This is a genomic window from Streptomyces sp. NPDC002676 (assembly GCF_053592455.1).
The window spans coordinates 1-23,911 of record NZ_JBSFVT010000042.1; the positions used below are offsets into that span (position 1 = coordinate 1).

The window sequence follows — 23,911 nt, forward strand, 5'->3', positions numbered from 1 at the left end:
CTGAGATCAGAGCGGCAAGAGCCGTGTAACGGGAGACTGTTACGCACGGTTCTGTGAGGGCCGGGAGGTGAGATCCCTCCCGGCTACTCGACCCGTTGATCTTCTTGCCCGCGTCGTAGCCGCGGCTTGAGGAGGACACCGTCGCGTCCGCCTTGACCGACTGGGAGTCGACGATGGCGGCGGTCGGCTCCGGGTCCCGGCCGGCGTCCTCGCGGACCAGACCGCGCAGCCGGTCGTGCAGCTCGGCGAGCAAGCCCTTCACACGCCAGCGCTTCGCAAAGGCGTAGACGCGTCCCAGGCGGGGTAGTCAGCCGGCATCGCCCGCCAGGTGATCCCACCCGTGACCAGGTAGCGCACGGCGTCAAGCATCTGCCGGTGGCAGTAGCCCTCCGGCTGCCCGCCACGGCCCTCCAGCCACGCCGGAACTGGCATCGCGTCCCGCACGACCGCCCACTCCGCGTCCGTCATGTCGGAGGGGTAGCAAGGCTCGCGATCCGGACGGTCGCCGGCATTCCCGAACCGGTGAGCGAAGCAATCACACGACCGGGCGGCCGAGTTGGACTCCACCGGCAAGACAGCGCAAGACTGCAACACAGGGCCTCCTGGGCATCGGGCTTCGACAATCCCGAGCTGACCAGGAGGCCCTGCCTTCATGCGCACACTGGCCGGAGATCACTCCACCGTGGCTCCCCGCTCGAACCGATGCCCACCATGATCAGTACGACAACGGCTTCTTACAGCAAAGGGCTCAGTTTCCAGTCGCCAGCACCGGGCTGTTGTGATAGGCGGCGATCAGCCACTGGCCGTCCCGCTTCTCGAAGACCCAGGTCGCGTTCACCTTGCCCGCGTCCGGCACCTCGGTCTGGCCGGCGAACAGGATGCCGGATTCGCTGATGACGATCGCGGCGTCCTTGCCGACGAAGCGCAGGCTGAGCTGCTTGTTGTAGGTCGAGGTGCCCTTGAGGGGCCCAGCGAAGGCCAGGGCCATGTTGTCGCGGATGACGTCGCGGCTGTCGCGCAGCGAGCCGGTCATGATGGCGGTCGCGTCCGCGGTGTAGTCGGCGACCATGCCGTCGGCGTCGCCGGCCTCCCATGCCTTGTAGGAGTCGACCAGGACGGCCTGGATGGCGGCCGCGTCTGCCGCACGGTTGTCTGACATCGGAGTCTCCCTTGTGAGCGGTTCGCCCGGGTGCTCCGGCGAACTCGTCAGTACATACCGGCGGCTGGGCTGGAACTGTTCGCGTCCGCGGCGGGGAGTTCTCCGGGGCCGAGTTCGGCGGCCAGACCGAAGGAGGCGAAGATCTCGGAGTCTTGGAACACCGAGTTCCGGCTGATGCCCTCGGCGGTGACGGTGAAGATCTGCAGTGTGTGCAGTTCGTATCCGCCGCCGACGCGCTGGTAGGCGGCGAACCCGTGCTGGCCGTTGGCCGTGACCGCGGTGAGGCGCCAGTCCGTTCCGGCCGCCTGGAAGACCCACTCCATGAACAGGCCGTAGTTGCCGGGGCCGGCGAACCAGTTGAGCATCGGCGGCATCTCCATGATGACGTCCTCGGTGAGCAGCCGCTTGAGGCCCTCGACGTCGGCCTGCTCGAACGCCTTCATGTAGCGGTCGACCCAGGCGCGCTGCTCGGCCGCGGACGGCTCGCTGAGACGTTCCGGCTGGGCCTCGACTTCCTGCACCCGGGTACGCGCCCGATGCAGGGAACTGTTCACCGAGGCGACGGTGGCGCCGAGGATGTCTGCCGCCTCGGACGCGGAGAAGCCGAGCACGTCACGCAGGATCAGCGCTCCGCGCTGACGCGCCGACAGATGCTGCAAAGCGGCGGCGAACGCCAACCGCAGGCTGCTGCGGTCGACGACGGCCGCGGCCGGATCGCCCGCATCCAGCAGCACGTCCGGCAAAGGCTGGAGCCAGACAGCGTTCTCGCCCCGGACAAGTGGCCCGAGCGGGTGCGACGCGGCCACCAGCCCCGACGGCAGCGGCCGGCGGCCGCGGACCTCCAGGGCGGTCAGGCAGACGTTGGTCGCGATCCGGTACAGCCAGGTGCGCAGTGAGCTGCGGGTCTCGTCGTACTGCTCCCGCGCCCGCCATGCCCTCAGGAACGTGTCCTGGACCAGGTCCTCCGCGTCGTGAGCCGAGCCGAGCATCCGGTAGCAGTACGCCAGCAGCTCTGTCCGGAACGGTTCGATCAGGCGATCGAAGCTCTCCACCTTCGCCGTCATGCCCCCGCCCTTCACCGCTCCACTCGCGGCCACTATATCCAGCGGCTCCGGGGGGCGTCCTGGCGTGAGGCTGCGCCGGAAAACCGCGTCCGTCATGTCGGAGGGGTAGCAGGGTTCGCGATCCGGATGGTCGCTGGCATTCCCGAACCGGTGAGCGAGGCAATCACACGACCGGGCGGCCGAGTTGGACTCCACCGCCAAAACAGCGCAAGACTGCAACATAGGGCCTCCTGGGCATCGGGCTTCGACAATCCCGAGCTGACCAGGAGGCCCTGCCTTCATGCGCACACTGGCCGGAGATCACTCCACCGTGGCTCCCCGCTCGAACCGATGCCCACCATGATCGGTACGACAACGGCTTCTCATGACAGAGGTTAGCGGTGACGGGTGGCGAGTGCGTCGAGCTTTCCGCTCAACTCCGTGATCTGCCGCTTCGCCTCGCGAAGTTGCTTGCGGAGGTCATTGATGTCCTCGTCTCGCCGCACTTCTCCGGGGGTCCGGAGGATCTGTCGGGGACCTTGGCGTCCCACTCAGCCAGGATGGTCTCGGCCCGGTGGACGGTGGCGTGGCTGACCTGCGCCTCGCGGGCGAGGTTCTCCTTGGTGAGGGCCCCGTCGGTGTGCAAAGGTTCGCCGGCCAGCAGCCGGGTCATGGCCTCGCGGAGCTTGGTGGCGGTCTTGGCGGACACCGGCATCAGGCGGTGACTCCTTCGTTCTGAAGTGCTCGGGTGATGCGCTGGACGTCGGCGAGGCGGATCAGGACGGTCTCTCGGCCGGGTGGCGACAGGTTGGAGCCCTTGGCCCTGGCCTTCAGGTCGTCTTCCTCGTCGATCCAGATCGGGGCATGGGCTCGGTGATCACGGAGTTGCGGCAGCGATCCGGCTGGCAGGCGCCGATCAGGGATGCCCGACCACGCTGATCAGCGGGCAGCTCGTTCTGGCACTCGGCCTGCGGAGCGTCGAACATGCAGTGGTTGATCGCCCCCAGGTGCAGATTGGGGAACTGGTCGGCGAGCAAGGCTGCTTCAGCTCGTTCGTCGGCGATCTGGGCCCGCAGGACGGGGTCGTCCTCCATGGCCGCGATGACCTGGTCCAGGCCCGCGTGGAGGCGTTCGGCGCCGGGCCCGACTGCGACCTTCTCGCCGGTTCGTCGGGCCTTGAGTGTGTCGGCGATCCGGTCGGTCGCCGTGCCGCCGGAGATCGGCGGGGATGACATCGCGGCCCGGATGGCGTCGGCGTCCAGCGCCTCCACGGCGGCTTGGGACCACTGGTGGGACGACGCGTCCGGGTCGGGGATGAGGCCGGTGTGGCGGGCCCACCGGAAGGCCGCGGCGGGCACCTTCAGGCGCTTGGCGGCCTGGCCCGCGTCGTACCCGGTTCGTCGCATGAGATCACCTCTCGCTCGTTCGCCGGAAGCGGCGGACGGAACATGACAGAACACACGAAAGACTGTCAATGCCCCCTGGAAATAGGCAAGTTGGACGTTTGTCGCTAGGGCTGCGCCCGCGTACGCGAAGGAAAATCACCCGCCCGGGTGCCGCTCCAGACCGGGCCGGACCACCGTGGTGGGACCGACCACAGGCCCGACCATGAGGCTGGCCATGCCGGGCGTGACGCCCGACCACGGCGCCGGACGGGGCGTGTCCGAAGTGACACAAAATTCGAACAAGCGATCTAATTCTGGTATGGACGTGACCGACTTCCCCGACGACCTGGTGCAGACGCAAGCCGCCTGGAACGCCACCTACCAAGCACTCGCCGCACCCCCGCCCACGCGACACCACCGCCCTGCGCCGCCGCCCGCTGCTCCTGTCCGTACGGCTGTGGTGGCACCCCTAGTGGGGGGGACCGTCTTCTCGGTGCCTGCGGCACGGTCCGAGCTGCGCCACCTCGCCCGCGCCCACGGAGCCGTCCGGGCCTCGTAACCGGTCTCCCGGTTGACCAGGAGCACGAGGTTGCGACAAGGGTTGCGGACATCTGTTGCGCTGGAGGTTGCGCCAAGCGTTGCGCTAGGGGTTGCGTGGCCCGTAGGACCGTCCCCGTGTCCGCGCAGGTCACCACGCTGTTTTGCTCTGGTCGGCCTGCTGACATCCCCGTTGCGGCTGCTCTGCCCATGTCCCTTGGCTGGAGTGAAGGAGGGAGGGGCGGGATGGGCGGCGCAGCTGCGGCCGGGGATCGGGGCGCGCTCAGCCGGTTGCGCGTCGGCCGGGGCCGCCGCGCCTCGCCGCCGTTAGCCCGGCGGGGGAGCCGGGACGGAAGTCGTCGGCCCCCGGGTGTTGTCCTTCCGGTGCCGGGCCCCAGCAAGGGGTGAGGCGCGAGAGTCCCGACGGATGGAGGTACCGCTGTGATCGTTCGACTCCTGGGTGGCCCGCTCGGAGTAATTGTCAATACTTGTGGATCGTTGGCGAAGGCGAGCGGTTTGGGGTCCTGTTCATGGCATGCGCCTGGCTATTCCCGCTCGGGACGCAGCAGGACCTCGCTGCTTATGGGTGTGAACCCGCAGGCGAGGAAGGCGCGTAGGGAGCGGGCGTTGCCGGGGGAAACGGCGGCGAAGACCGGTTCGGTTTCCGGAACCAGGGAAAGGGCGTCGCTGAGGAGTGACCGTCCGTGTCCTTGGCTGCTGTCCTGGACCTTGTGCAGTTCGATACTCAGTTCGCGCCGCCTGGCGAGACCGTCGGCCAGGGCGATGAGGCCGCGTTCGTCACCGTAGACCTTGACGTTCGTCCGCAGCTCCCGGGCATGGCGGACGCGTGGATGGTCATCCGCACCGGCCAGCTCTGCCAGGCGCGGCGGGCCGCCCGTGCCGCGGGCCGTGAGTGTCGCGTCGGTGACGTCGATCCAACCCTTCGGGCCGGCCAGGTGACGCAGGAAGTCCGGCGAGAGCGACGCACCGAAGCCATCCGGCCCTTGGGCGTATACGGCCTGGCTGGTCAGGGCGGTGGCGACGACAGCGTGGCCGGTGAAGGCGACCGAGCACTCAAGTCCCCCAGGCAGGGGCGGTAACACCGTTACCCGGCCGTCGGCCGGCGGGAAGCAACCGTCGGCGGCGGCCATGAAGAACGTCAGGAGCGGGTGCGATTCGCCCACGATTGCGCACCTGTCTGTTGAGGGAGTCCGGCAGGGGCAATTGTCGGACAGGTCCCGTGGATCAGTCGAGGCTCGTCATGCTGCGAGGGTTTCCGGGCGTTCGACGAGCCGGCCGCGTTCGAAGCGGGCGCCGGCCCGGACCAGGGCAACGAGGTGGGGTGCGTTCACTGCGCGCCACCGGTTCTGGGCGGACTCGACCAGCTTGAAGACCATCGCGAGGGCGGCGGCCCGGCTGCCCGCTCCTTTGGTGACCTGGGTCCGCAGGCGGACGGTGGCGAAGGTCGACTCGATCGGATTGGTGGTCCGCAGGTGGATCCAGTGCTCGGCCGGGAAGTCGTAGAACGCCAGTAACTCGTCCTGGTCGCTGGTGATCTTCGCGACGGCCTTGGGGAACTTCGCGCCGTAGAGCGTGGCGAAGGTCGTGATGGCCTGCTCGGCGTGCTCGCGGTCCTCGGCGTTGTAGATGTCCTGCAGGGCCTTCTTCGCCGCTGGCTGCGCGGACTTCGGCAGGCTGTCCAGGACATTGGCCGTTTTGTGAACCCAGCACCTCTGCTCGCGGGTGGCGGGGAAGACCTCGCGCAGGGCCTTCCAGAATCCGAGCGCGCCGTCGCCCACGGCCAGGACTGGAGCCCGCATGCCGCGGCGCGCGCAGTCCCGCAGCAGGTCGGCCCAGGCCTCGGACGATTCGCGGTAGCCGTCGGTCATGGCCACCAATTCCTTGGTGCCGTCCGCACGCACCCCGATCATGACCAGGACGGCGGCCCTGGGCTCGTCCAGGCGGATCCGCAGGTGGATGCCGTCGACCCAGACATAGACGTAGGCCGTGCCGGACAGGTCGCGCTCCTGGAACGCCTGGTGGTCGGCCCGCCACTGGGCGGTGAGCCGGGTGACGGTGGCCGGCGACAGGCTGGCGGCAGAGCCGAGGAATTGCTCCAGCGCGGGCACGAAGTCACCGGTGGACAGGCCGTGCAGGTAGAGCAGCGGCAGCACTTCGGCGATCTTTGGTGACCTGCGGCACCAGGGCGCAAGGATCGCCGAGGAGAACCGCTTGCCTTCCTCGGTGGCCGCATCGGCATGCTTGTCGTTGACCCGTGGAACCTTGACCTCGACCGCTCCGGCGGCGGTGGTGACCTTCCGCGGCTGGTGGTATCCGTTGCGCACCACCAAGCGGCGGCCGCTCTCGTCCCGCTGGTTGGCCAACTCGGATATGTAGGAGTTGACCTCGGCCTCCAGTGCGGCGGCCAGCATCCGGCGGGCGCCCTCCCGGACGATCTCGTCCAGCAGCGATGCCCCGCCAACGGTGGTGCCATCGGTGTTGACTACGGTGAGCACGGACGTGCCTTCCCGACCGACGCGCCCACGTCGGCCTTGCTCGATGACCTATCGATCGATCACCAGGGAAGGTACGTCCTCCCTGGCCGATCCACAGGTTCCGAGCATTGCTCTCCACCGGCACCGTCATCTCCGTGCTGGCCCGCGCCCACGCGGGGCTGGCTGGCTTCGAGCCGCAGGTCAAGGACCACCTGGCCACCGCGCCGGTGGCCCACGCCGACGAGTCCGGGGTGCGGGTGGCAGGGAAGCTGCACTGGCTGCACGTGATGTGCACCCAGCTGGTCACCTTCTACGGCATCCACGCCCAGCGCGGCCGGGAGGCGATGAACGGTCTGGGGGTCCTGCCTGCCTTCACCGGCACCCTGGTCACCGACGCCCTGGCCTCCTACACCGTCTACGGCACCGCTCAGGCTCTGTGCGGTCCCACGTCCTGCGCGAACTGATCGCCGCCTGCGAGGACACCCGCCGCGACCCATCCTGGGCCAAGGCCATGATTGACGTCCTTCTCGAGGCCAAGGACACAGTCGCCGACGCCCTGGTCGCCGGACAAGACGCCCTCGCCCCCGACACACTCACTGGTTTCCAGGACCGCTACCGGCAGGCGGCGTTGTGCGGTATCGCCGCCAACCCGCACACCGGCAAGGGGCCGAAGTCCAGGGCCAGAGCCCTGGCCGAGCGGTTGAGAGACCGCGCCGGGGAGTATCAGCGGTACATGACCGATTTCGCGGTCCCGTTCGACAACAATGCCGCCGAGCGCGACCTGCGGATGGTCAAGGCACAACAGAAGATCTCCGGATCCTGGCGGACCCTGGCCGGCGCGAAATGCTTCGCCCGGATCCGCTCCTACATCTCCACCGTGCGCAAGCACGGCATCAACCCCCTGACCGCCCTGCGCGACCTCTTCGCCGGACGGCCATGATTGTTGCCCGCAAACAGCTGAAACCCCTAAACGGTTTAGGAGAGTTGCCCCTATGGCGGACTTGTCTGAGCGGCTGGTCATCAAGCCCGGTTTCACGTCGGATGATGTCGACTTCGTCTCCATGCAACGGGGATGGATTCTGCAGCGGCACCGGACCAGCTTCGGTCCCGGCTCGGGAAGCAACGGCTCGACCAGCGACCACAGTTCATCCGACACGACCCACGGCCGCGACTGTCTCTTCCCCACGACCAGACCAACGAGCGGACAAGCCCACAGTCACGTGATCAACAACTTCTGTTAGGACCTCTTACGGAGTTGGCCTTATCCTCGTACGCAAGTACATCCCCACCGGCCGGACTCCCTGATTCCGACCGGACACATTCTCCGCGCCAGCGGAGATCGGCCAGATGCACACGAAGACATCGACCGATTCCCCGCGCAGGCAGGGACCACCATCAACCCATATCCCTCCCCGCACCCGCGGGGACACTCCCGAAACCGCGGCGCGCGCATCGGGGATGCGGCTGGAGCAGTTGCGCGAGCAGACGACCGTCCGCACCGAGCAGGCCGCGCCCGCGCCGTGGTCGGCCCGGCTGGCCGAGCTGGCCGCGAGACCGCTAGACGGCGAGACGGCCGGGGCGGTGATCGCGTAAGCGGCGAGCTGAGCGGGGTCGACCTCGCGCGCCAGGCCCTGGTCGCGGTGCAGGAGACGGCGAAGAAGAACGGCGGCGCACGCAAGGAGAAGCCGAAGAGGCGCACCGGCACGGTCGTACGCCGGGACGGCCGCGAGCCGCTCGGACTCGGCAGCGCAATCACGATGATGATGACCAAGCGCGGCATGGCCGCACCGGCCGCCAGCAGCAGCGTCCTCGCCCAGTTCGACGCCATCCTTGCCGCGGCCGCGCCCGAGCTCACCGGTCACATCCAGACCGTGGCGTTCGACGCGGACACCGGCCGCCTGGACGTCGCCCCCGAGGCCCCCCCCGTACGGCACGATGCTGTGCTGGAGTGCGGCGAAGCTGATCGACGCGGCCAACATGACGGTGCCCAAGGCGCACGGGCGCACCCTGAACGTCCTGCCGCCCTCCCCCGGGAAGGCCGGCCCCGCCACGGCGGCCGCCATACCGGACCCGCAGCCGACCGTGCCCGGTGTGCCTGCTGTTCCCACGGCCAGACCTGTGGTGTCTCTTTCTTTGTGTCTCGTACGGGACCCAGCATCTGGTCATCCCTCCCCGCCCGGTCGACGCGGTTCCGCAATCGCGTTCGATCCGGGTGGCGGAGAAGTCCTTCCCCGCCACCGCAGGGCGGAACCCGCTGGACCGCCAAGCCGTGACAGCTGACCTGCCCCACCCCTCAGGGCCTCAGCGCCGGCCGCCTCCGGACGCCGGGCCGATCAGGCCTGGCTGGGCAACCAGCCCTGCTGCACCGCCCGCACGCCTGCCTCGAAGCGACTGCGCGCGCCGAGCCGTTCCATCAGTTCGGTCGCCAGCCGCCGGGCAGTGCGCGGGGACACTCCGAGCCGTTTGGCTATCGCCTCGTCGGTGTACCCCTCCGCGAGCAGCCGCACCACAGTCGCATTCTGAGCGCTCAGCCCGCGGTCGTCCCGCGCGGCGACCCTGCTCAGCGGCTGGGCGCCGACCCACACGTTCTCGAACAGCGCGCAGAGCGCGGTCAGCATTCCCTCCCCGGTCAACACCACGGCGCCGGCCGCGGTGTCGTCGCTGCTGACCGGGATGACCGCGGTAGCTCGGTCGAAGAGGATCATCCGGATCGGCAGTGACCCCACCGTGCGTACCTCGCCGCCTCGCTCCGCGAGCCAGTTGACGTACGCCACCGTCCGCTGATCGTTGCGCACGCTGTCGAGGTAGACGGTGCGCATCCTGATGCCACGTTCCAGCAGATTCTGGTCGTGGGGCTTGGAAGCCTCGATGCTCTCCGGCTTGTGCCCGCCGCCGGGGGCAAAGGTCATTATCTCGGTCCGCAGATGGCGGGCCAGAGCGGCGATCCGGTCGCGGATCTCATCGAGCCCCACCATCTGGTCCACCCCAGGGCGGGAGATCGACGGATGAAGGTGGGCGAATTCGGCGATCAGCTGGGCGGCGGCGACCCGCGAGGCCTCGATCCGCTGCTGTTGTGCGGCTAATTCCTCTCGCTGACGGGCCATCAGCAACTCAAGGCCGACGTCCGGCGATACCGCATGGAATGCACCATGTTGGTCGCAGGACGGACGGATCAAAGCCAGCTCGCTCAGCATGTCCAGGCTCTGCCGAATCTCGGTCGCAGTCAGACCCAGTCGCTTGCTCAACGCCGCGACACCCTCATGCGGATGCGCGAGCATCGCACGGTAAACCGCCTCGGAGGCGGCATCCAGACCAAGCGTCGTGAGCATTCGGTCCCCCCGTAATGACTCCTCGGTTCATTGCGCACGTGATCATTTCACGCGTGGCACCGAAGGGGCCAGGTCCATCGTGGACGGTTTAGGCCAAGGCCCAAAGGGTCCATGTTGATCACCTATGCCTGGGTTAGGTCATTTGGGACGGTCACAGCTGTGTACCTCATCCACATTCGCCTGCGGGCGGACTCCAAGTCATCCATCCTTCCCGTCGACATCGGCGACCTGGTCCGTGCCGCAGCTCGTCCCGAGGAGCACGTCGAGCACGTCGTGACCCATCCGCGCGCACAGCCGCATCAGGTCCTAGGCGTCTATCTTCTCGCCGAACGTCTCGAGGACGCAGAGGCCCGTGCGACTGCACTGTGCCGCCGTGCACTGGAATCCGTATCCGCCCTGCGCGGATGGGAGTTGGTCGGCGCAGAGGCCCCGCTTGTCGCACCGTTCTACGAGAGACTGCGCCTGCTTCCGGCCGCGATGGACGGATCGGTCCAAGGCCGCTTCCGTCCATCCGAAAGCCCTTCCGCCAGTCCTGAGCCGTGACGAAGCTATTTCCTGCCAGATGGAACAGCGGCGGACAAGGCAAGAAAGACAGTGCGTCGCTGCTGGATGTGAGTAGGAATTCCCTCTTCACGCCGCGCCAGAGAAGGACCTTCCCATGGACCGCACCGTCATCGTCAAGGCCGCCGGTCTCGCCGTCACCGCTCTCACCTTGGCCGTCCTCACGTCGGCCGTCGCCGTCGGCAGCACCACCGCGGCCGCCAACCGGAACGCCGCCTCGGAGAGCGCGGCGACAGCAGCCCCGAACAACACCATATGGGAGTAGCACCACCCCCAAGCGCCGTCCTGGCGCTGGTGACCGCCCCCCGTTCAGGCAATGCCCTTTCTAGACGCACCCCATTCTTGGTGGGCACCGCCGTGCCCCACCGCAGTCTTCGTCCGACAAGGAGTTCCACCGTGCCCGCCGGGACGCCACACCCCAGTCCGGATTCACCCGAAACGCTTGCTGAAGAATTCCTGCGCATCGCCGAGAGGTTTCCGGCGAGAATCGCCCTAGTCGACGGGAACACGACGCTGACTTACGCGGAGCTGGACCGAGCCGCGAATCAGCGTGCCCACGTGTTTGCCTCGCAGGGGATCGGGGTCAACGACCACATCGGGCTGCTCGTGGACCGGTCGGCGCAGTCGGTCGTCAACATCCTTGCCCTGCTGAAGGCCGGCGCGGCCTACGTGCCATTGGACCCCGACTATCCGGCGGAGCGTCTTCGGTACATCACCGAGGACCATGGCCTGAAGGTCGTCGTGGGCGATCCGCTGCGGGCGCAGGACTGCGGTCTCGATCATGTCACTGTGATCGGGCCGGACCTCGCACTGTCCGGCATCGACGGACGGCCGCCGGCCGCGGCTTCGACCGCCCGCGTCAAGGATCCCGTGTACACCATCTACACCTCTGGTTCGACAGGCCGGCCCAAGGGCGTGACGATAAGCAACGCCAACGTGCTGGCCCTCATGCGCAGCACCCTCCCGCTCTTCGAGTTCACGCCGCAGGACCGATGGGCCCTCTTCCACTCCCTCAGCTTTGACTTCTCGGTCTGGGAGCTGTGGGGGGCGCTGCTCACCGGCGCGACCGCGGTCTGCGTACCGCAGCTGCAAGCTCAGTCCGCCGATGATTTCCTGGATCTGTTGATCCGTGAACGCATCACTGTGCTCAACCAGGTTCCCTCCGCGTTCCGAGCCTTGACCCGGGTGCACGAGGGTGCAGGGGCGCCGGAAACCAGTCTGCGCTATGTGATCTTCGGCGGGGAGAGCGTGGACCTGGATGTGGCCTCGGGCTTCGTTTCGCGAATCTCCGGACCTCGCCCCGTCATGGTGAACATGTACGGCATCACCGAGGCGACCGTGCATTCCACCGTGAAGGTGCTCACCGACGAGGACTACCGGCGACCGGTGGCATCCCCGATAGGGACCGCACTCCCCCATGTGGGAATCAGCCTGCGTAACGGTCGGCTGGAGGAGGTCGCCGACGGCGAGCCTGGCGAGATCTTCATCAGTGGGGACAGTGTCGCACTCGGGTATGTAGATAGGCTGGCCCTCACAGCGGAACGCTTCCCCACCCTCCAGACGCCGACCGGGCCCGCTCGTTTCTACCGGACCGGCGATCTCGGCCGCCGCCTCGGCAACGGGGAGCTCGAGTACCTGGGGCGCAACGACCACCAGGTGAAAGTACGTGGATTCCGGATCGAACCGGGCGAGATCGAGAGTGTCCTTCGCAGACACGACCTGGTGAGCGATGTTGCGGTCGCCCCCGATGCGCGGGGGTCTGCGCTGGTCGCCGCCGTCGTCGCGGAGTCGGATAGCATCGACGAACGGACCCTCGCACGCAAACTGCGGCTCCATGCAGCCTCCTTGCTTCCGAAGCACATGGTTCCCAGCCGCTACGCGATCGTGCCTCGGCTCCCTCTGACCGCGTCGGGGAAGCTGGACCGCCGAGCGCTCGCCGCGCTGTCCGGACCTGCTCAGTGATCGCCAAAATGCCGCGGGTGAGTCGGTTGAAACAGATCCCCCGCCCTTACCGCATCCTCGCTCTCGGCACCCTGGTGTTCTCCCTGGGGCGGGGGCTCTACGCGGCATCGAGCATTGTCTTCTTCACTCAGTGGCTGGGCCTGTCGGCTGCCGAGGTCGGCTTGGCCGTGTCGGCAGCGGGCGTGATGGGGTTTCTCGCCGCGATCCCCTTCGGCCGACTCGCCGACCGGTTCGGAGCACGCAACGCGGCGGTCGGCACCCAGATGTCCCAGGCCTGCCTGGTAGCAGCCCTCGCTCTCGTGCACGACTTCGCCTCCTTGCTCGTGGTAGTCGCGCTGCTCGGCGCGACCGACCGGGGCAACCAGGTGGTACGCCAGACGCTGGTCGGCGGAATCTCAGGTGAGGGAGAAGGCGTACGGCTGCAGGCATACCTGCGAACGGCCTTCAATGTGGGTGTCTCTCTCGGAGCAGCGGCCGCGGCGCCGGCGATCGCCTCGCCCGCGCGCGCCTCCTTCGTCCTCGTCGTTCTCACCGTCGCCGCCTGCTACGCGCTGGTTGCGGCGATCACGGCCGGGCTGCCGAAACCGCAAGGGCAACGTCCCAGCCGGCCCACGGCCCCCACGCGTCGGCTGTCAGCCGGTTTCATCCTGCTCGGACTGGTCAGCGGGGTCCTCGCACTGCACGTGAGCATCCTGGAAGTCGGCCTGCCGCTGTGGATTCTGCGTGGAACCACGGCACCTCGGTCCTGTCTTCCGGTACTCATTCTGGTCAACACCGTGCTGGCCCTGGCTTTCCAGGTGACGGTCAGTCGCTGGAGCCACACCGTTGCGGGCGCCGCACGCACCCTCACCTTCTCAGCCGTCGCCACAGCGCTGGCCGCTCTGGTGTTTGCTCTCACCCACTACCTTTTCGGGCCCTGGCTGATCGCCACGCTAGTCCTCGCGACAGTGGTGCTCACCGTAGGCGAGTTGTGCCAGTCCGCCGGCGGCTGGGGACTGTCCTTCGGCCTGTCACCCGCTCAAGGCCAGGGCCGGCATCTGGGCGCATTCTCCGTCGGCGCTGCGATGCAGGACGCGTTCGGGCCCAGCATTGTCGCCATGCTGGTCGTCGATCTCCAGCCCGGCGGCTGGATTCTCCTCTCAACAGGGCTCCTAGCGGTGGGTTCGTTGGTCATTCCGCTCACCAAACGAGCGCGGTGGGTCCAAACGGCCTCGGAGGGCTCGGACCGCCGCGTACTTGCCACCAACTAAGCAGAGACCGGGAAGAAGCACATGAGTAGTGCGCGACGAATCGCCGTAGTGTACGACTTGGGCGCTGCGAGTCCTCATGAAGTCCTCGCAGGATTATCGCAGTTGGGCGAGGTAGTCTTCGCCGTCAACAGGTCGGACTTCACCGAACCTCTACTGCCCCTGCTGCGTGAACTCGCCGACGTCGTCTTGCTGTCGGACGAGGATGAGCAAGCAGTCAGTCAACTCAAGCAGATCCGCCCGGACGCCCTGCTGACGTTCAGTGAACGGATGCAGCGCCGCACCGCGACGATTGCCGAAAGCCTCGGACTGCGCTATCACTCACCCGACGTCGCCGACGTCCTCACCAACAAGTTCCGCCAGCGTCAGATCCTGCGCCACCAGGGAGTCGACGCGGTGGCATGCGTCCCGCTGACCGCCGCGCACGAGTGGCCCGAAGCGGTGGCGGCCGTCGGCTTGCCGGCCGTACTCAAGCCAACCCGCGGCGAAGGCAGCCGCGAGACACACCTCGTAGAAGGCGCCGCACACGGGCAGGCTTTGGTGCGACGGCTGCTGTCCGAGACGGAGGTCGCAACCGGTGAACCCCCATTCGTCCTTGAGGAGTTGCTTCAGGGGCAACCGTGCGCACCGTATGGGGACTACGTATCGGTGGAGAGTGCGGTCCTGGACGGGAACGTCCGGCACCTTGCGGTGACCAGCACCCTCCCGCTCGTCGCGCCGTTCCGGGAAGTCGGCGGGTTCTGGCCGTGCGTGCTGCCGCCACAGGAGCAGCAGGCGATCACCGACCTCACCCAGCGCGCGCTGACCGCCCTGGGCGTCCGGGTCGGCATCACCCACACGGAGGTCAAGCTGACACCCGATGGCCCGCGGATCATCGAGGTCAACGGTCGCCTCGGTGGGCTGCGTAACGAACTCAGCCTTCGGGCGACCGGGATCGACCTGGTACATGTCGCGGGTCAGCTCGCACTTGGCGAGCCCGTCACGTGCGAGATCCCTGCGATCGACGGTGTGCACTTCTACCATCTGACCCCTGCTCCGCTAAGTCAGGCCACGGTGACGGAGTTTCAGGGAGTCGCTCAGGTCAGGCAGATGCGGCACGTGGCCACCTACCGCCCGACCGTCCGACCCGGCGCGGTGGTAGGCGGCGGCGTGGGATCGGCACACCTCGACATCATGTGGGGACAGGCGCCAGACCATGACGCGATGCTCACCACCGTCGAACAGGCCCTCAACGCAGTGGAATTCACCTTCACTTTCCCGTCCGGACCGGTCCGGATGACCGCCAGGTCCTTGCTGGGCGCGGACCGGGCAGAAAGGCATTGACATGCTCTCAATGACCGATGATGTGGCCACCGCGACAGAGATCATATGCCGCATATGGAGCGATCTCCTCGCAATGGACCTGGAACCGGACGACGACTTCTTCGACATGGGCGCTGACTCCCTGATGGTCGTCGACTTCGTGCTCAGGGCCCGGGGAGTCGGTCTGCAGGTGAAGGGCGCTCAGGTATTCACCAACCCCACAGCCCTTACTCTCAGCGCCGCGATCCGTGCCACCGTCAGCGATGACCAGTCCGCGAGCCGAATGCCGCACCCGCCGTCCCGAATCATCAGCGTGGAGCGAGCTGTCCATGAGATCTGGAAACGGATACTCGAACGTACGGACATAGGCCTCGACGACGACTTCTTCCGGATCGGCGGAACCACGCGGACCGCCGAGCAGCTACGCAAGGAGATCGGCCGTAACTTCGGCTACGAAGTCTCGCTCGACTTCGTCCAGGAGGCGCGCACCGTCGGCGCTCAGGCGATGTGCCTTCGCGGAAGCGCCAGCAGGTCGAACACCTCCTTGGTCCGCATGCAGACCGGATTGCCGCAACGCCCTACCCTGTACTGCTTCCACCCGCTCGGCGGCAGCATCGCCCGGTACGCCGAGCTGATCAGCTCCCTCGGTATCGATCAGCCGATCTACGGCCTTCAGTCCTTCGGTCTCACCCCGGGACTACAAGTCGACCGCACCCTCGAGCAGATGGTGGAGCGTTACGCCTCCGAAATCTCCCAGCACACTCCCGAGACTCCAAAGATATTCCTGGGCTACTCACTTGGCGGCGTCCTCGCCCTGGAGACGGCTCGGCGGCTGCGGGACTCGGGGTACGACTCACCCGCCGTGGTGCTGATCGACGCAGTGCCGTATTTCCCGCCCGTCGACGCCATCGAGTCCGCCTACCAAGCGCTCGGCAACGCGCTCAACATGGATATCGACGTGGCAGCACTGACCGGCCTCCCCCGCCACGCCGCGATCGAGGGCATCAGGCGAACCGCGGCGGCTCGCGAACTGCTGCCCGCCCTGTTCAGCCTCGCCCGGCTCGCCACCATCGCCGAGGTCTGCGAGGCCAACCAGGAGGCGGTCAACGGATACCGTGCGCGCCCGTTCCCCGGCGAGCTCACCCTCTTCCGATCGAGCACGGACACCGCGTCGCCACGCGATCTCGGTTGGAGCGAGGTGGCGGACAAGGTCGTTGTCCATGAACTCGACGGCGATCACCACTCGATCGTCGAACGGGAGGGAATGCAGTTCATCGCAGCCAAGCTGCGGAAGGTCATTCAACTGGCCTCCGTCCACAACAACAACGTCCACAACCACAAGAAGGGCAGCTGAATATGGAGACCCTCATGGAGCGCAATGCCCGGTCAGTGCACACGAGGCCGCAGGTGAAGGTCGGCGATGTGGCTTTCGGAGGCGGGGAGGTGCCGGTGATCTCGGGCCCCTGCTCGGTCGAGCCCGACTACGTGCGGCATGCCAAGGCAGCGGCCGCGGCCGGAGCCCACGTGCTGCGGGGCTCTGTGTTCAAACCCCGCTCGGCCCCAGGCCGCTTCCAGGGCATGGGTGCACCCGGTATCGCTCTGCTGGACGAGGCCCACCATGCGACGGGGCTTCCGATTCTCTCCGAACCACTGGGGGTAGCGGACGTGGAACTCCTCTTGCCCCACGTCCACTGCTTCCTGATCGGCACCCGCTCGATGTACAACAGCCGACTCCTGCAGGAAGTGGGCCGAAGCGGACTACCCGTAATCCTGAAACGGGGCTTCTCCGCCACCTACGACGAGTGGCTCGGCGCAGCCGAGTATGTGCGTGCAGAGGGAAATGACCAGGTGATCCTGTGCGAACGCGGCATCCGGACATTCGTTACCGATACCCGCAACACTCTAGACATCTCAGCGGTGCCGGTGATGCGGACGAAGACTGATTCCCCGATCATCATCGATCCGAGCCACGCCGCCGGCCGCCGCGAATGGGTCACGTCGCTGTCCTGCGCGGCCATCGCAGCCGGTGCGGACGGCCTACTGGTCGAAAGCCACCCGTCTCCTGACGACTCCTGGACTGACGCTCCCCAGTCGCTGGACTCGGGTGCTCTGGCGCGGCTGATCGACATGACCCGCAGCTACGCGGAGGTCTCGCGCCGCTTCCTGGGCTGAGACCTCAGCCGCTTTCCGGGCATGATCGTTCGGTTCGGGCTGTGTGGGCGCGAACTCCGGCCGGCGGCAGGGCCGATGGGCATGGTTCGTCCGCTCGGCTCGCTCGTGAAGGTGGCCGGTGCCGTTGGTGCCCGGCCTGCTGGAGGCCCGCAGGAAGAAGGTCCGGGAAAGGATCTGGCACGGTTCAGGTACGTCCTGAGGTGACCCCGGAGGTGTGGACACTCTGACAATGGATCTTGCAGATTCGAGGAAGGGTGTCCTGGTGGGACGTAGGCTGCGGGACGGCAAGGTCGCCAACAGGCCCATATACGTCGTCCTCGCGGTCACCGTCGAAGGCACCCGCGAGATCCTCGGGCTATGGGCCGGCGACGGCGGCGAGGGCGCCAAGTACTGGCTCCAGGTGCTGACCGAGATCAAGAATCGCGGCACGGAAGATGTCTGCATGGTCGTCTGCGACGGGCTCAAGGGCCTGCCCGACGCGATTGAGGCGGTCTGGCCCCAGGCGATCACGCAGATCTGCGTCGTTCACCTGATCAGGGCCTCGTTCCGTTACGCGGCCCGGCAGGACTGGGACAAGGTCGCCAAGGCGCTCAAGCCCATCTACACGGCTCCGACCCAGGACGTCGCCGAGGAGCGGTTCCTCGAGTTCGGCGAAGCCTGGGGCAAGAAGTATCCGGCGATCGTGAAGCTGTGGGAGAACGCCTGGGCCGAGTTCATTCCCTTCCTCCAATTCGACAGTGAAATCAGGCGAGTTGTCTGCACCACGAACGCCATTGAGAGCGTGAACGCCCGGATCCGCAAGGCCGTCCGAGCCCGCGGGCATTTCCCCAACTGTGAGTATGGGTCATGCCGCTTCGGCCGGTGGCCTGACTCATTCCCTAACTGGCCTTCGGTGCTTGTTGTCTCGATCTGTCGACCACGGGCCGGAGCGGTGCTCGCTGCCGTCGGACCGGCACGGACGTGTCCCGATAGGGGCCTTCGCGACAGGCACCGTCACAGTTCCGACCGCCCGCCCGGTCCGACGACGGCTATCCCACCCCGAAGCCGTCGAGGATCAGGACAGTCATGACCAGCATGCCGGAGCAGACAGCGACCGTCGAATCCACCCGCCTGCCCACCGCCGACGAAGTGGTGCTCGGAGTCGACACCCACAAGGACGAGCACGTTGCGGCTGTCGTCACCGCCCTCGGCCTCCTTGCCGCCACCGCGTCGTTCCCTGCCACGGCCGCCGGATACGAAGAACTCCATGCCTGGGCCAGGAAGTTCGGTGTTGTGCGGCGGGCGGGCGTCGAGGGAACCGGCTCCTACGGGGCGGCGCTCGCACGCCACCTGCGTGCCTGCGGGGTCACGGTGATCGAGGTCAACCGCCCGGACCGCAGCATGCGGCGGCACCGGGGCAAGACCGACGCCGTGGACGCCGAGTCCGCAGCCCGTGCCGTCATCTCCGGCCGGGCCACCGTCACCCCGAAGACCGGCGACGGCGCCGTGGAGATGCTTCGCGCGTTCAAGATCGCCAAAGGGTCCGCCATCAAGGCCCGCACCCAGGCCATCAACCAGCTCAAGGGCATACTCGTCAACGCTGAGCCGTCACTGCGGGAGGCACTGTCCGGCCTGACTACCCACCAGCTCGTCACGCATTGCATAGCCCTCGACGCCGAGCCCCGCGCCGGGGTGGCAGGGGCGGTCGCGCGCACGCTCAGCATCCTGGCCAGCCGGGTCCAGAACCTGAATGCCGAGATCAGCGACCTGGAGAAGCTCACCACCGAGCAGGTCCGCAAGACCGCACCCCGCTGCTCGACCTGTTCGGCGTCGGCCAGGACTCCGCCGCCACCCTGCTGATCGCGGCTGGCGACAACCCCGACCGCCTAGCCCACGAAGCGGCGTTCGCCGCCTTGTGCGGGGTCAGCCCCGTGGAGATGTCTTCCGGCAAGACCCAACGGCGCCGGCTCAACCGCGGCGGCAACCGCCAAGCCAACGCCGCCCTGTTCCGTGTTGTTCTCACTCGTCTCCGCTGCCACCCCGAGACCCGCGCCTACCTGCAACGACGCACCGCCGAAGGCCGAGGGAAGCGGGAGATCATCAGGTGCCTGAAGCGTTACCTCGCCCGCCAGATCTACAAGATCATCCGAGCGAGCATCACTGTCGGCTCCCCTGCCTCAAGCACTGCAATCGCAGCTTGACAAACATAGGGGCATCGAGCAGGCCGCGTTGAAGTGCGTCTACATGGCGATCATGTCGCTTGACCCCACCGGCAAGGGCCAGGCCCGCTGGACCATGCGCTGGAAGACCGCACTGAACGCCTTCGACATCACCTTCGACGGCCGCCTCTCAGCAGCCCGTCAGTAACCAACCACCCCAGTTACACCGAACGATTTACAGTCCCGATCTGGGCGAGAACCGATCCCGCTGGGAGTTCTCGCGTTCTTGTCCGGTGTGGTTCTCATTTCAGTGTTCAGGCGGGTGGATGCGGTTGAGTGGGCTGATCGGCGTTGTCTGGCGGGGTGTTCGGGTTGGTGGGGGAGGGTGTTGGAGCTGGACAGCGAGGTGAGAGCAGTTGGTCAGTGGTTGAGAATCGGCTGGTCAGCAAGCTGAAGGCTCCCACTTCCGGTCTCGGAGGGGCGGAAGGGCATCGGTGATCACCCGACAAAGGCGGTGCGGAAAATGTGGGGTGATCGGAGCCGGTGTCGCCGCATGATGGGGGCATGGATGACACGACCTTGGTATCCCGTTTCCTCCGCGACGGCTTCGTGAAGTTGGAGGGCGCCGTCGCGCCGCGCGTGGCTGCGGACTGCGCGCGGCTGCTGTGGCGGGAGACGGGCTGCGACCCGGACGACCCGTCGACGTGGACGCAGCCCGTGCACTGGGTGGGCGGCATGGCGCAGGGACCGTTCGCGGCCGCACCCAACTCCCCGTCCCTGCAGCGCGCGTACGACCTGCTCGTCGGCGCGGGACGCTGGGAGCCGCGCTACTCGCTGGGCACGTTCCCCCTGCGCTTCCCGCACGAGGAGGAGCCAGACGACGCGGGCTGGCACATCGAGGGGAGCTATCTGCCGGAGGGCGAGAGCTGGTACTTCACGAATCTGCGCTCCCAGGGTCGGGCGCTGCTGATGCTGTTCCTGTTCAGCGAGGTCGGTGAGGAGGACGCCCCGACCCGGATCCGGGTCGGCTCACACCTCGACGTGCCGAAGGTGCTGGAGAAGTACGGGGAGGACGGGGCGAGCGGGCTGACCCTCGCGCCCGATCTGGTGGCGGTGTCCGATCACCGGCCACTCGCCCTCGCCACCGGGTCCCCGGGCGACGTCTTCCTGTGCCATCCGTTCCTGGTGCACGCGGCGCAACCGCACCATGGGGTGCGGCCGCGCTTCATGGCCCAGCCGCCGCTGATGCCGGCCGCGCCGTACGAACTGGAACGTGCCGACGGTGCGTACTCACCTGTGGAGATTGCGATCCGGCGGGGCCTGGGACAGGACACCCCCGGTCCGGACGGGGACCGCACCGACCGCAGTGCCGGGTAGACGTGCTTCACGACCACCGCTGACAAGGTGGTTTCCAAGGGAGTCATTTCGGAGCGACTTCGGGGTTCATTCTGGGGCGGGCGTCGTGATCAATGTCAGTGACTTTTGATGTCACTCGGGCGCTGCGGGGCCACTCCGTCCAGTTCCAAGCTTCTCTGAACCAGACCATCGCTCTGGCTTGCAGTAGTGCCCTCGGGCCGCTGCTCCGCGTTCGGTTCTTGCTGCCGTAAGTGAGGCTTGACCCTCACGTGGCGTCAGGCTGCATAGTCGATGCCGTGGAGGATCACTGGACTGTGGGACGCGTGGCCGAGCTGGCTGGCGTGAGCGTCCGCACGCTGCATCACTATGACCAGATCGGGCTCGTGCGTCCGTCGGCGCGGACCGCGGCCGGGTACCGGGCCTATTCGGCTGGCGACGTGGAGCAGCTGCGGGAAGTGCTGGCCTATCGGCGGCTGGGCTTCGGGCTGCGGGAGGTTGCGGAACTGGTCGGCGACCCGTCCACCGACGCGGTCGCGCACCTGCGCCGACTGCGCGGCCTGCTGCTGGAGCAGCGTGATCGCGCTGACGCCATGGTGACGGCCATCGACAGAGAACTTGAGGCACGGGCGAAGGGACTGAAGGTGACACCGGAGGAGCAACTGGAGATGCTCGGTGCACGGCTGTACGACGCGATCGGCGGCGCTTACACCGCGACACGGCGCACCGAACCGCGGATCGCCGCGCAGATCTGGGACGCGCTCGGCGACGCGCAGACGGTGCTGAACGTCGGGGCCGGCACCGGCTCCTACGAGCCTGCTGATCGCGACGTGACCGCGGTGGAGCCATCAGCGGTCATGCGGGGGCAGCGGCCTGCCGGCTCAGCGCCGTGCGTGGCCGCCGCCGCGGAGAGCCTGCCGTTCGAGGACCAGTCCTTCGATGTCGCGATGGCCGTCTCCACCGTTCACCACTGGGGGGACCCGATAGCGGGGCTGCGCGAGATGCGACGCGTGGCCCGCCGCGTGGTGGTGCTCACGTTCGACACCGACGAGCCCGGATGGCAGGACCGGTTCTGGCTTACCCGCGACTACCTGCCCGAGTTCGCCGCCGTCCTCGCGGAGTTTCCCTCGCTTGCTGGGATGGCCGACGCGATCGGCGCCCGCGCTGAGCCGGTGCCCATCCCGTGGGACTGTGCTGACGGCCTGTTCGAGGCGTACTGGCGCCGACCGGGGGCGTATCTGGAGGATCATGTGCGCCGTGCGTCGTCGGTGTGGACGAGGGTCGGGCCGGAGGCCGAGGAGCGGGCGGTGCGAAGCCTCAGCGACGACCTCGACTCCGGCCGGTGGGCCGAGCGCAACAGCGACCTCGCCGACCTCGACGCGGCAGATCTCGGCCTCCGCCTGCTCATAGCTTGACCCGCGTCGCAGGTTCAGCGTCATGACGGCTCTTGGACGGCCTGCTGGCTTGGCTGGTTGTCAGAAGCCGTATCTCAACCGATCATGGAACGTGCGGTCGAACAGGTTTCCCGCCGGGGTGATCTTCCCGTTGTGCGCGCATGAAGCCAGGGCCCCTCGGTAGTTCGGGGATGCGAATCTCACCAAGCAATGCCGGGAGGCCCTGGTGTCGTTGTCGTACGCGTCCGAGCCCGTTCAGTTCAACTCGGCCGCTCCATCGTGTGATTGCCTCGCGCACGTGTACGGCAACGCGGCCGACCATCCTGACCGGGTGCGCCGGTATCCGTCGGACATGACGGACGCGGAGTGGGCGGCCATCCGGCCGTTGTTGCCGGTGCCGGCCTGGCTCCAAGGCAGAGGCGGGCAGCCCGAGGGCTACTGCCACCGCCAACTGCTGGACGCGATCCGCTACCTGGTCGCGGGCGGGATCTCCTGGCGGGTGACGCCCGCGGACTTCCCCGCCTGGGGCCGGGTCTATGCCTTCTTCCGCCGCTGGCGCGAGCACGGGCTGATCACCGAGTTCCATGACCGGCTGCGCGGAAAGGTCCGTGAGCGCGAGGGACGTGAGGCCGAGCCGAGTGCGGGGGCATCGACGCGCAGTCGGTGCGGGCCGCGGCTTCGGTGCCGGCCGCCTCACGCGGCTACGACGGCGGGAAGAAGGTGGCGGGCCGCAAGCGGCACATCGTGACCGACACACTCGGTCTGCTCCTGGGCGTCGCGGTCACCGCCGCGAACATCGGCGACCGGGCCGCCGCCGTGGGCCTGTTGCAGCGGCTGCGCCGCCTGCACCGCGACATCACCCCCGTCTGGGCCGACGGCGGCTACACCGGCTCCCTCGTCGACTGGTGCCGTCAGAAACTCGCGCTGACCTTGGAGATCGTCAAACGCACCGACGACATGGAGGGATTTGTGGTGCTGCCCAGGCGGTGGGTGGCAGAGCGCACGTTCGCGTGGCTGATGCATTCGCGCCGACTGGCCCGGGACTACGAGACGTTGCCGGTCAGCAGCGAGGCGATGATCCGGTGGTCGATGGTCACGCGGATGGGGCGGCGTCTGGCGCGGGCACGGGCCGCCGGGCGGCGCTGAACATCCCCGACGTCTCCTGCAGGAGCCACCCGTGCTCCGCCAGGCGCCTGGCCTTCGAGCGCACCCCCTCGACCTTCGCCGACGTTGTCTCCAAGCCCAGCTGAACCGTGATCTCCCTGGCCTTCAGCGGCCCCTGGCCCGCGGGCTGCCGCTCGTCGAGCACGCCCAGAATCCGCTGGTAGTCCGGCGCCAGCACCGTCACCGGCAGTCCTTCGCGCCAAGGCGGCACGATCGAGCCCGGCACCGGCGCGGGCGAGGGCGCGGTTTCCGCCTTCGCCTCGGTCTCGGCGGTGGTCTCGGCAGCCGAGGAAGCCAGGGCCTCTACCAGCTCCTCTCGCGCGATCACCCGCCGGTCCAGCTCGATCTCCGCGGCCTCCAGCACCCCAGCCAGCCGTGCGACTTCTTCCCGCAGTCCTTCCACCCGCACCCGGGCCGCTGTCTCCCGTTCCTCCAGCATTCCCAGCACCGACGCCATCGTGCACCCCTCGATCACGGAGCCGAAACAAGACGCCGCATGCCTCCCTCATTCCGAGCTGGACCATGCCTGACCAGCGGAAATCAAGCGATCATGTTCGGTTGAGACACGGCTTCTCAGCTTGACGTTTAACCTCGTAGGTCACCCGACCTACTGATCTGCGGTTCTTCCCGAGACAGCGGAGACGGCCGTTCTCCACGCTTCGAGATGTCG

General features: G+C 67.5%; 24 protein-coding genes and 4 pseudogenes. 17 read left to right on the top strand and 11 right to left on the bottom strand.

What is annotated here, in order from left to right:
• The 6 genes and pseudogenes from ACWD3E_RS41860 to ACWD3E_RS41885 all read right to left on the bottom strand — a co-directional run.
• Positions 1 to 262 (bottom strand): annotated as a pseudogene (locus tag ACWD3E_RS41860) (hypothetical protein); the annotation flags it as partial.
• Entirely contained in the window at positions 259 to 654 is a 396-nt protein-coding gene (locus ACWD3E_RS41865; protein WP_451392718.1) for a transposase, read from the bottom strand. The gene ACWD3E_RS41865 and the pseudogene ACWD3E_RS41860, both read right to left, overlap by 4 nt.
• 94 nt (positions 655 to 748) lie before the next feature.
• Positions 749 to 1,159 carry an SgcJ/EcaC family oxidoreductase gene (locus ACWD3E_RS41870; RefSeq protein WP_451392719.1) on the bottom strand — a complete coding sequence of 137 codons (411 nt, stop codon included), beginning with the start codon at positions 1,157 to 1,159 and terminating at the stop codon, positions 749 to 751.
• A 47-nt stretch (positions 1,160 to 1,206) separates the two neighbouring features.
• On the bottom strand, positions 1,207 to 2,319 hold the full coding sequence (locus ACWD3E_RS41875) for a sigma-70 family RNA polymerase sigma factor (protein ID WP_451392720.1): 1,113 nt from the start codon (positions 2,317 to 2,319) through the stop codon (positions 1,207 to 1,209).
• Positions 2,320 to 2,635: 316 nt separating this feature from the next.
• A complete protein-coding gene (locus tag ACWD3E_RS41880) occupies positions 2,636 to 2,917 on the bottom strand; it encodes a hypothetical protein (protein ID WP_451392721.1) in 282 nt (93 codons plus the stop codon).
• Positions 2,918 to 3,032: 115 nt separating this feature from the next.
• Positions 3,033 to 3,608 carry a hypothetical protein gene (locus ACWD3E_RS41885; protein WP_451392722.1) on the bottom strand — a complete coding sequence of 192 codons (576 nt, stop codon included), beginning with the start codon at positions 3,606 to 3,608 and terminating at the stop codon, positions 3,033 to 3,035.
• Between the two features lie 298 nt (positions 3,609 to 3,906).
• On the opposite strand from ACWD3E_RS41885, the gene ACWD3E_RS41890 reads away from it, so the two are divergent.
• Complete coding sequence (locus ACWD3E_RS41890; protein WP_451392723.1) at positions 3,907 to 4,146, top strand: hypothetical protein; 240 nt, start codon at positions 3,907 to 3,909, stop codon at positions 4,144 to 4,146.
• A 523-nt stretch (positions 4,147 to 4,669) separates the two neighbouring features.
• Here the strand turns inward: ACWD3E_RS41890 and ACWD3E_RS41895 are convergent.
• Both ACWD3E_RS41895 and ACWD3E_RS41900 read right to left on the bottom strand, forming a co-directional pair.
• Positions 4,670 to 5,308: a hypothetical protein gene (locus ACWD3E_RS41895; RefSeq protein WP_451392724.1), complete on the bottom strand. Its 639-nt coding sequence runs from the start codon at positions 5,306 to 5,308 to the stop codon at positions 4,670 to 4,672.
• A 75-nt stretch (positions 5,309 to 5,383) separates the two neighbouring features.
• The gene (locus tag ACWD3E_RS41900) at positions 5,384 to 6,640 is read right to left on the bottom strand and encodes an IS256 family transposase (RefSeq protein WP_451392725.1); all 1,257 of its coding nucleotides are present in this window, start codon (positions 6,638 to 6,640) and stop codon (positions 5,384 to 5,386) included.
• Positions 6,641 to 6,747: 107 nt separating this feature from the next.
• On the opposite strand from ACWD3E_RS41900, the gene ACWD3E_RS41905 reads away from it, so the two are divergent.
• Positions 6,748 to 7,083 carry an IS66 family transposase gene (locus ACWD3E_RS41905; RefSeq protein WP_451392726.1) on the top strand — a complete coding sequence of 112 codons (336 nt, stop codon included), beginning with the start codon at positions 6,748 to 6,750 and terminating at the stop codon, positions 7,081 to 7,083.
• Positions 7,056 to 7,559, top strand: a complete 504-nt coding sequence (locus ACWD3E_RS41910; RefSeq protein ID WP_451392727.1) for an IS66 family transposase — start codon at positions 7,056 to 7,058, stop codon at positions 7,557 to 7,559. Before ACWD3E_RS41905 ends, ACWD3E_RS41910 begins: the two co-directional genes overlap by 28 nt.
• Before the next feature lie 307 nt (positions 7,560 to 7,866).
• Here the strand turns inward: ACWD3E_RS41910 and ACWD3E_RS41915 are convergent, their stop codons facing one another.
• Both ACWD3E_RS41915 and ACWD3E_RS41920 read right to left on the bottom strand, forming a co-directional pair.
• Entirely contained in the window at positions 7,867 to 8,610 is a 744-nt protein-coding gene (locus ACWD3E_RS41915) for a hypothetical protein (RefSeq protein ID WP_451392728.1), read from the bottom strand.
• Between the two features lie 342 nt (positions 8,611 to 8,952).
• Positions 8,953 to 9,948, bottom strand: coding sequence for a LuxR C-terminal-related transcriptional regulator (locus ACWD3E_RS41920; protein WP_451392729.1), 996 nt, complete (start codon positions 9,946 to 9,948; stop codon positions 8,953 to 8,955).
• A 159-nt stretch (positions 9,949 to 10,107) separates the two neighbouring features.
• Here ACWD3E_RS41920 and ACWD3E_RS41925 point away from each other — a divergent pair, with 159 nt between their 5' ends.
• The 14 genes and pseudogenes from ACWD3E_RS41925 (at position 10,108) to ACWD3E_RS41990 (ending at position 23,223) form a co-directional block, all read left to right on the top strand.
• The gene (locus ACWD3E_RS41925) at positions 10,108 to 10,491 is read left to right on the top strand and encodes a hypothetical protein (RefSeq protein ID WP_451392730.1); all 384 of its coding nucleotides are present in this window, start codon (positions 10,108 to 10,110) and stop codon (positions 10,489 to 10,491) included.
• A gap of 115 nt (positions 10,492 to 10,606) precedes the next feature.
• On the top strand, positions 10,607 to 10,774 hold the full coding sequence (locus ACWD3E_RS41930) for a hypothetical protein (RefSeq protein ID WP_451392731.1): 168 nt from the start codon (positions 10,607 to 10,609) through the stop codon (positions 10,772 to 10,774).
• A gap of 131 nt (positions 10,775 to 10,905) precedes the next feature.
• Positions 10,906 to 12,471: an amino acid adenylation domain-containing protein gene (locus tag ACWD3E_RS41935; protein ID WP_451392732.1), complete on the top strand. Its 1,566-nt coding sequence runs from the start codon at positions 10,906 to 10,908 to the stop codon at positions 12,469 to 12,471.
• The gene (locus ACWD3E_RS41940) at positions 12,468 to 13,721 is read left to right on the top strand and encodes an MFS transporter (protein WP_451392733.1); all 1,254 of its coding nucleotides are present in this window, start codon (positions 12,468 to 12,470) and stop codon (positions 13,719 to 13,721) included. Before ACWD3E_RS41935 ends, ACWD3E_RS41940 begins: the two co-directional genes overlap by 4 nt.
• A gap of 102 nt (positions 13,722 to 13,823) precedes the next feature.
• Complete coding sequence (locus tag ACWD3E_RS41945; protein ID WP_451392734.1) at positions 13,824 to 15,041, top strand: ATP-grasp domain-containing protein; 1,218 nt, start codon at positions 13,824 to 13,826, stop codon at positions 15,039 to 15,041.
• Positions 15,042 to 15,051: 10 nt separating this feature from the next.
• Positions 15,052 to 16,374, top strand: coding sequence for a non-ribosomal peptide synthetase (locus ACWD3E_RS41950; RefSeq protein ID WP_451392735.1), 1,323 nt, complete (start codon positions 15,052 to 15,054; stop codon positions 16,372 to 16,374).
• Positions 16,375 to 16,388: 14 nt separating this feature from the next.
• A complete protein-coding gene (aroF, locus tag ACWD3E_RS41955) occupies positions 16,389 to 17,192 on the top strand; it encodes a 3-deoxy-7-phosphoheptulonate synthase (RefSeq protein WP_451392736.1) in 804 nt (267 codons plus the stop codon).
• A gap of 271 nt (positions 17,193 to 17,463) precedes the next feature.
• Positions 17,464 to 18,021, top strand: a pseudogene (locus ACWD3E_RS41960) (IS256 family transposase); the annotation flags it as partial.
• 245 nt (positions 18,022 to 18,266) lie between these two features.
• Positions 18,267 to 19,372: pseudogene (locus ACWD3E_RS41965) on the top strand (IS110 family transposase).
• A gap of 13 nt (positions 19,373 to 19,385) precedes the next feature.
• Positions 19,386 to 19,538, top strand: a pseudogene (locus ACWD3E_RS41970) (IS256 family transposase); the annotation flags it as partial.
• Positions 19,539 to 19,894: 356 nt separating this feature from the next.
• On the top strand, positions 19,895 to 20,707 hold the full coding sequence (locus tag ACWD3E_RS41975; protein ID WP_451392737.1) for a phytanoyl-CoA dioxygenase family protein: 813 nt from the start codon (positions 19,895 to 19,897) through the stop codon (positions 20,705 to 20,707).
• A gap of 293 nt (positions 20,708 to 21,000) precedes the next feature.
• The gene (locus tag ACWD3E_RS41980; RefSeq protein ID WP_451392738.1) at positions 21,001 to 22,098 is read left to right on the top strand and encodes a MerR family transcriptional regulator; all 1,098 of its coding nucleotides are present in this window, start codon (positions 21,001 to 21,003) and stop codon (positions 22,096 to 22,098) included.
• A gap of 277 nt (positions 22,099 to 22,375) precedes the next feature.
• Positions 22,376 to 22,825 carry a transposase gene (locus ACWD3E_RS41985; RefSeq protein ID WP_451392739.1) on the top strand — a complete coding sequence of 150 codons (450 nt, stop codon included), beginning with the start codon at positions 22,376 to 22,378 and terminating at the stop codon, positions 22,823 to 22,825.
• Entirely contained in the window at positions 22,759 to 23,223 is a 465-nt protein-coding gene (locus ACWD3E_RS41990; RefSeq protein ID WP_451392740.1) for a transposase, read from the top strand. The genes ACWD3E_RS41985 and ACWD3E_RS41990 overlap by 67 nt, the downstream gene beginning before the upstream one ends.
• On the opposite strand, the gene ACWD3E_RS41995 is transcribed toward ACWD3E_RS41990, so the two are convergent.
• Positions 23,171 to 23,698, bottom strand: coding sequence for a hypothetical protein (locus ACWD3E_RS41995; protein ID WP_451392741.1), 528 nt, complete (start codon positions 23,696 to 23,698; stop codon positions 23,171 to 23,173). The genes ACWD3E_RS41990 and ACWD3E_RS41995 overlap by 53 nt on opposite strands.
• Between the last annotated feature and the right edge of the window lie 213 nt (positions 23,699 to 23,911).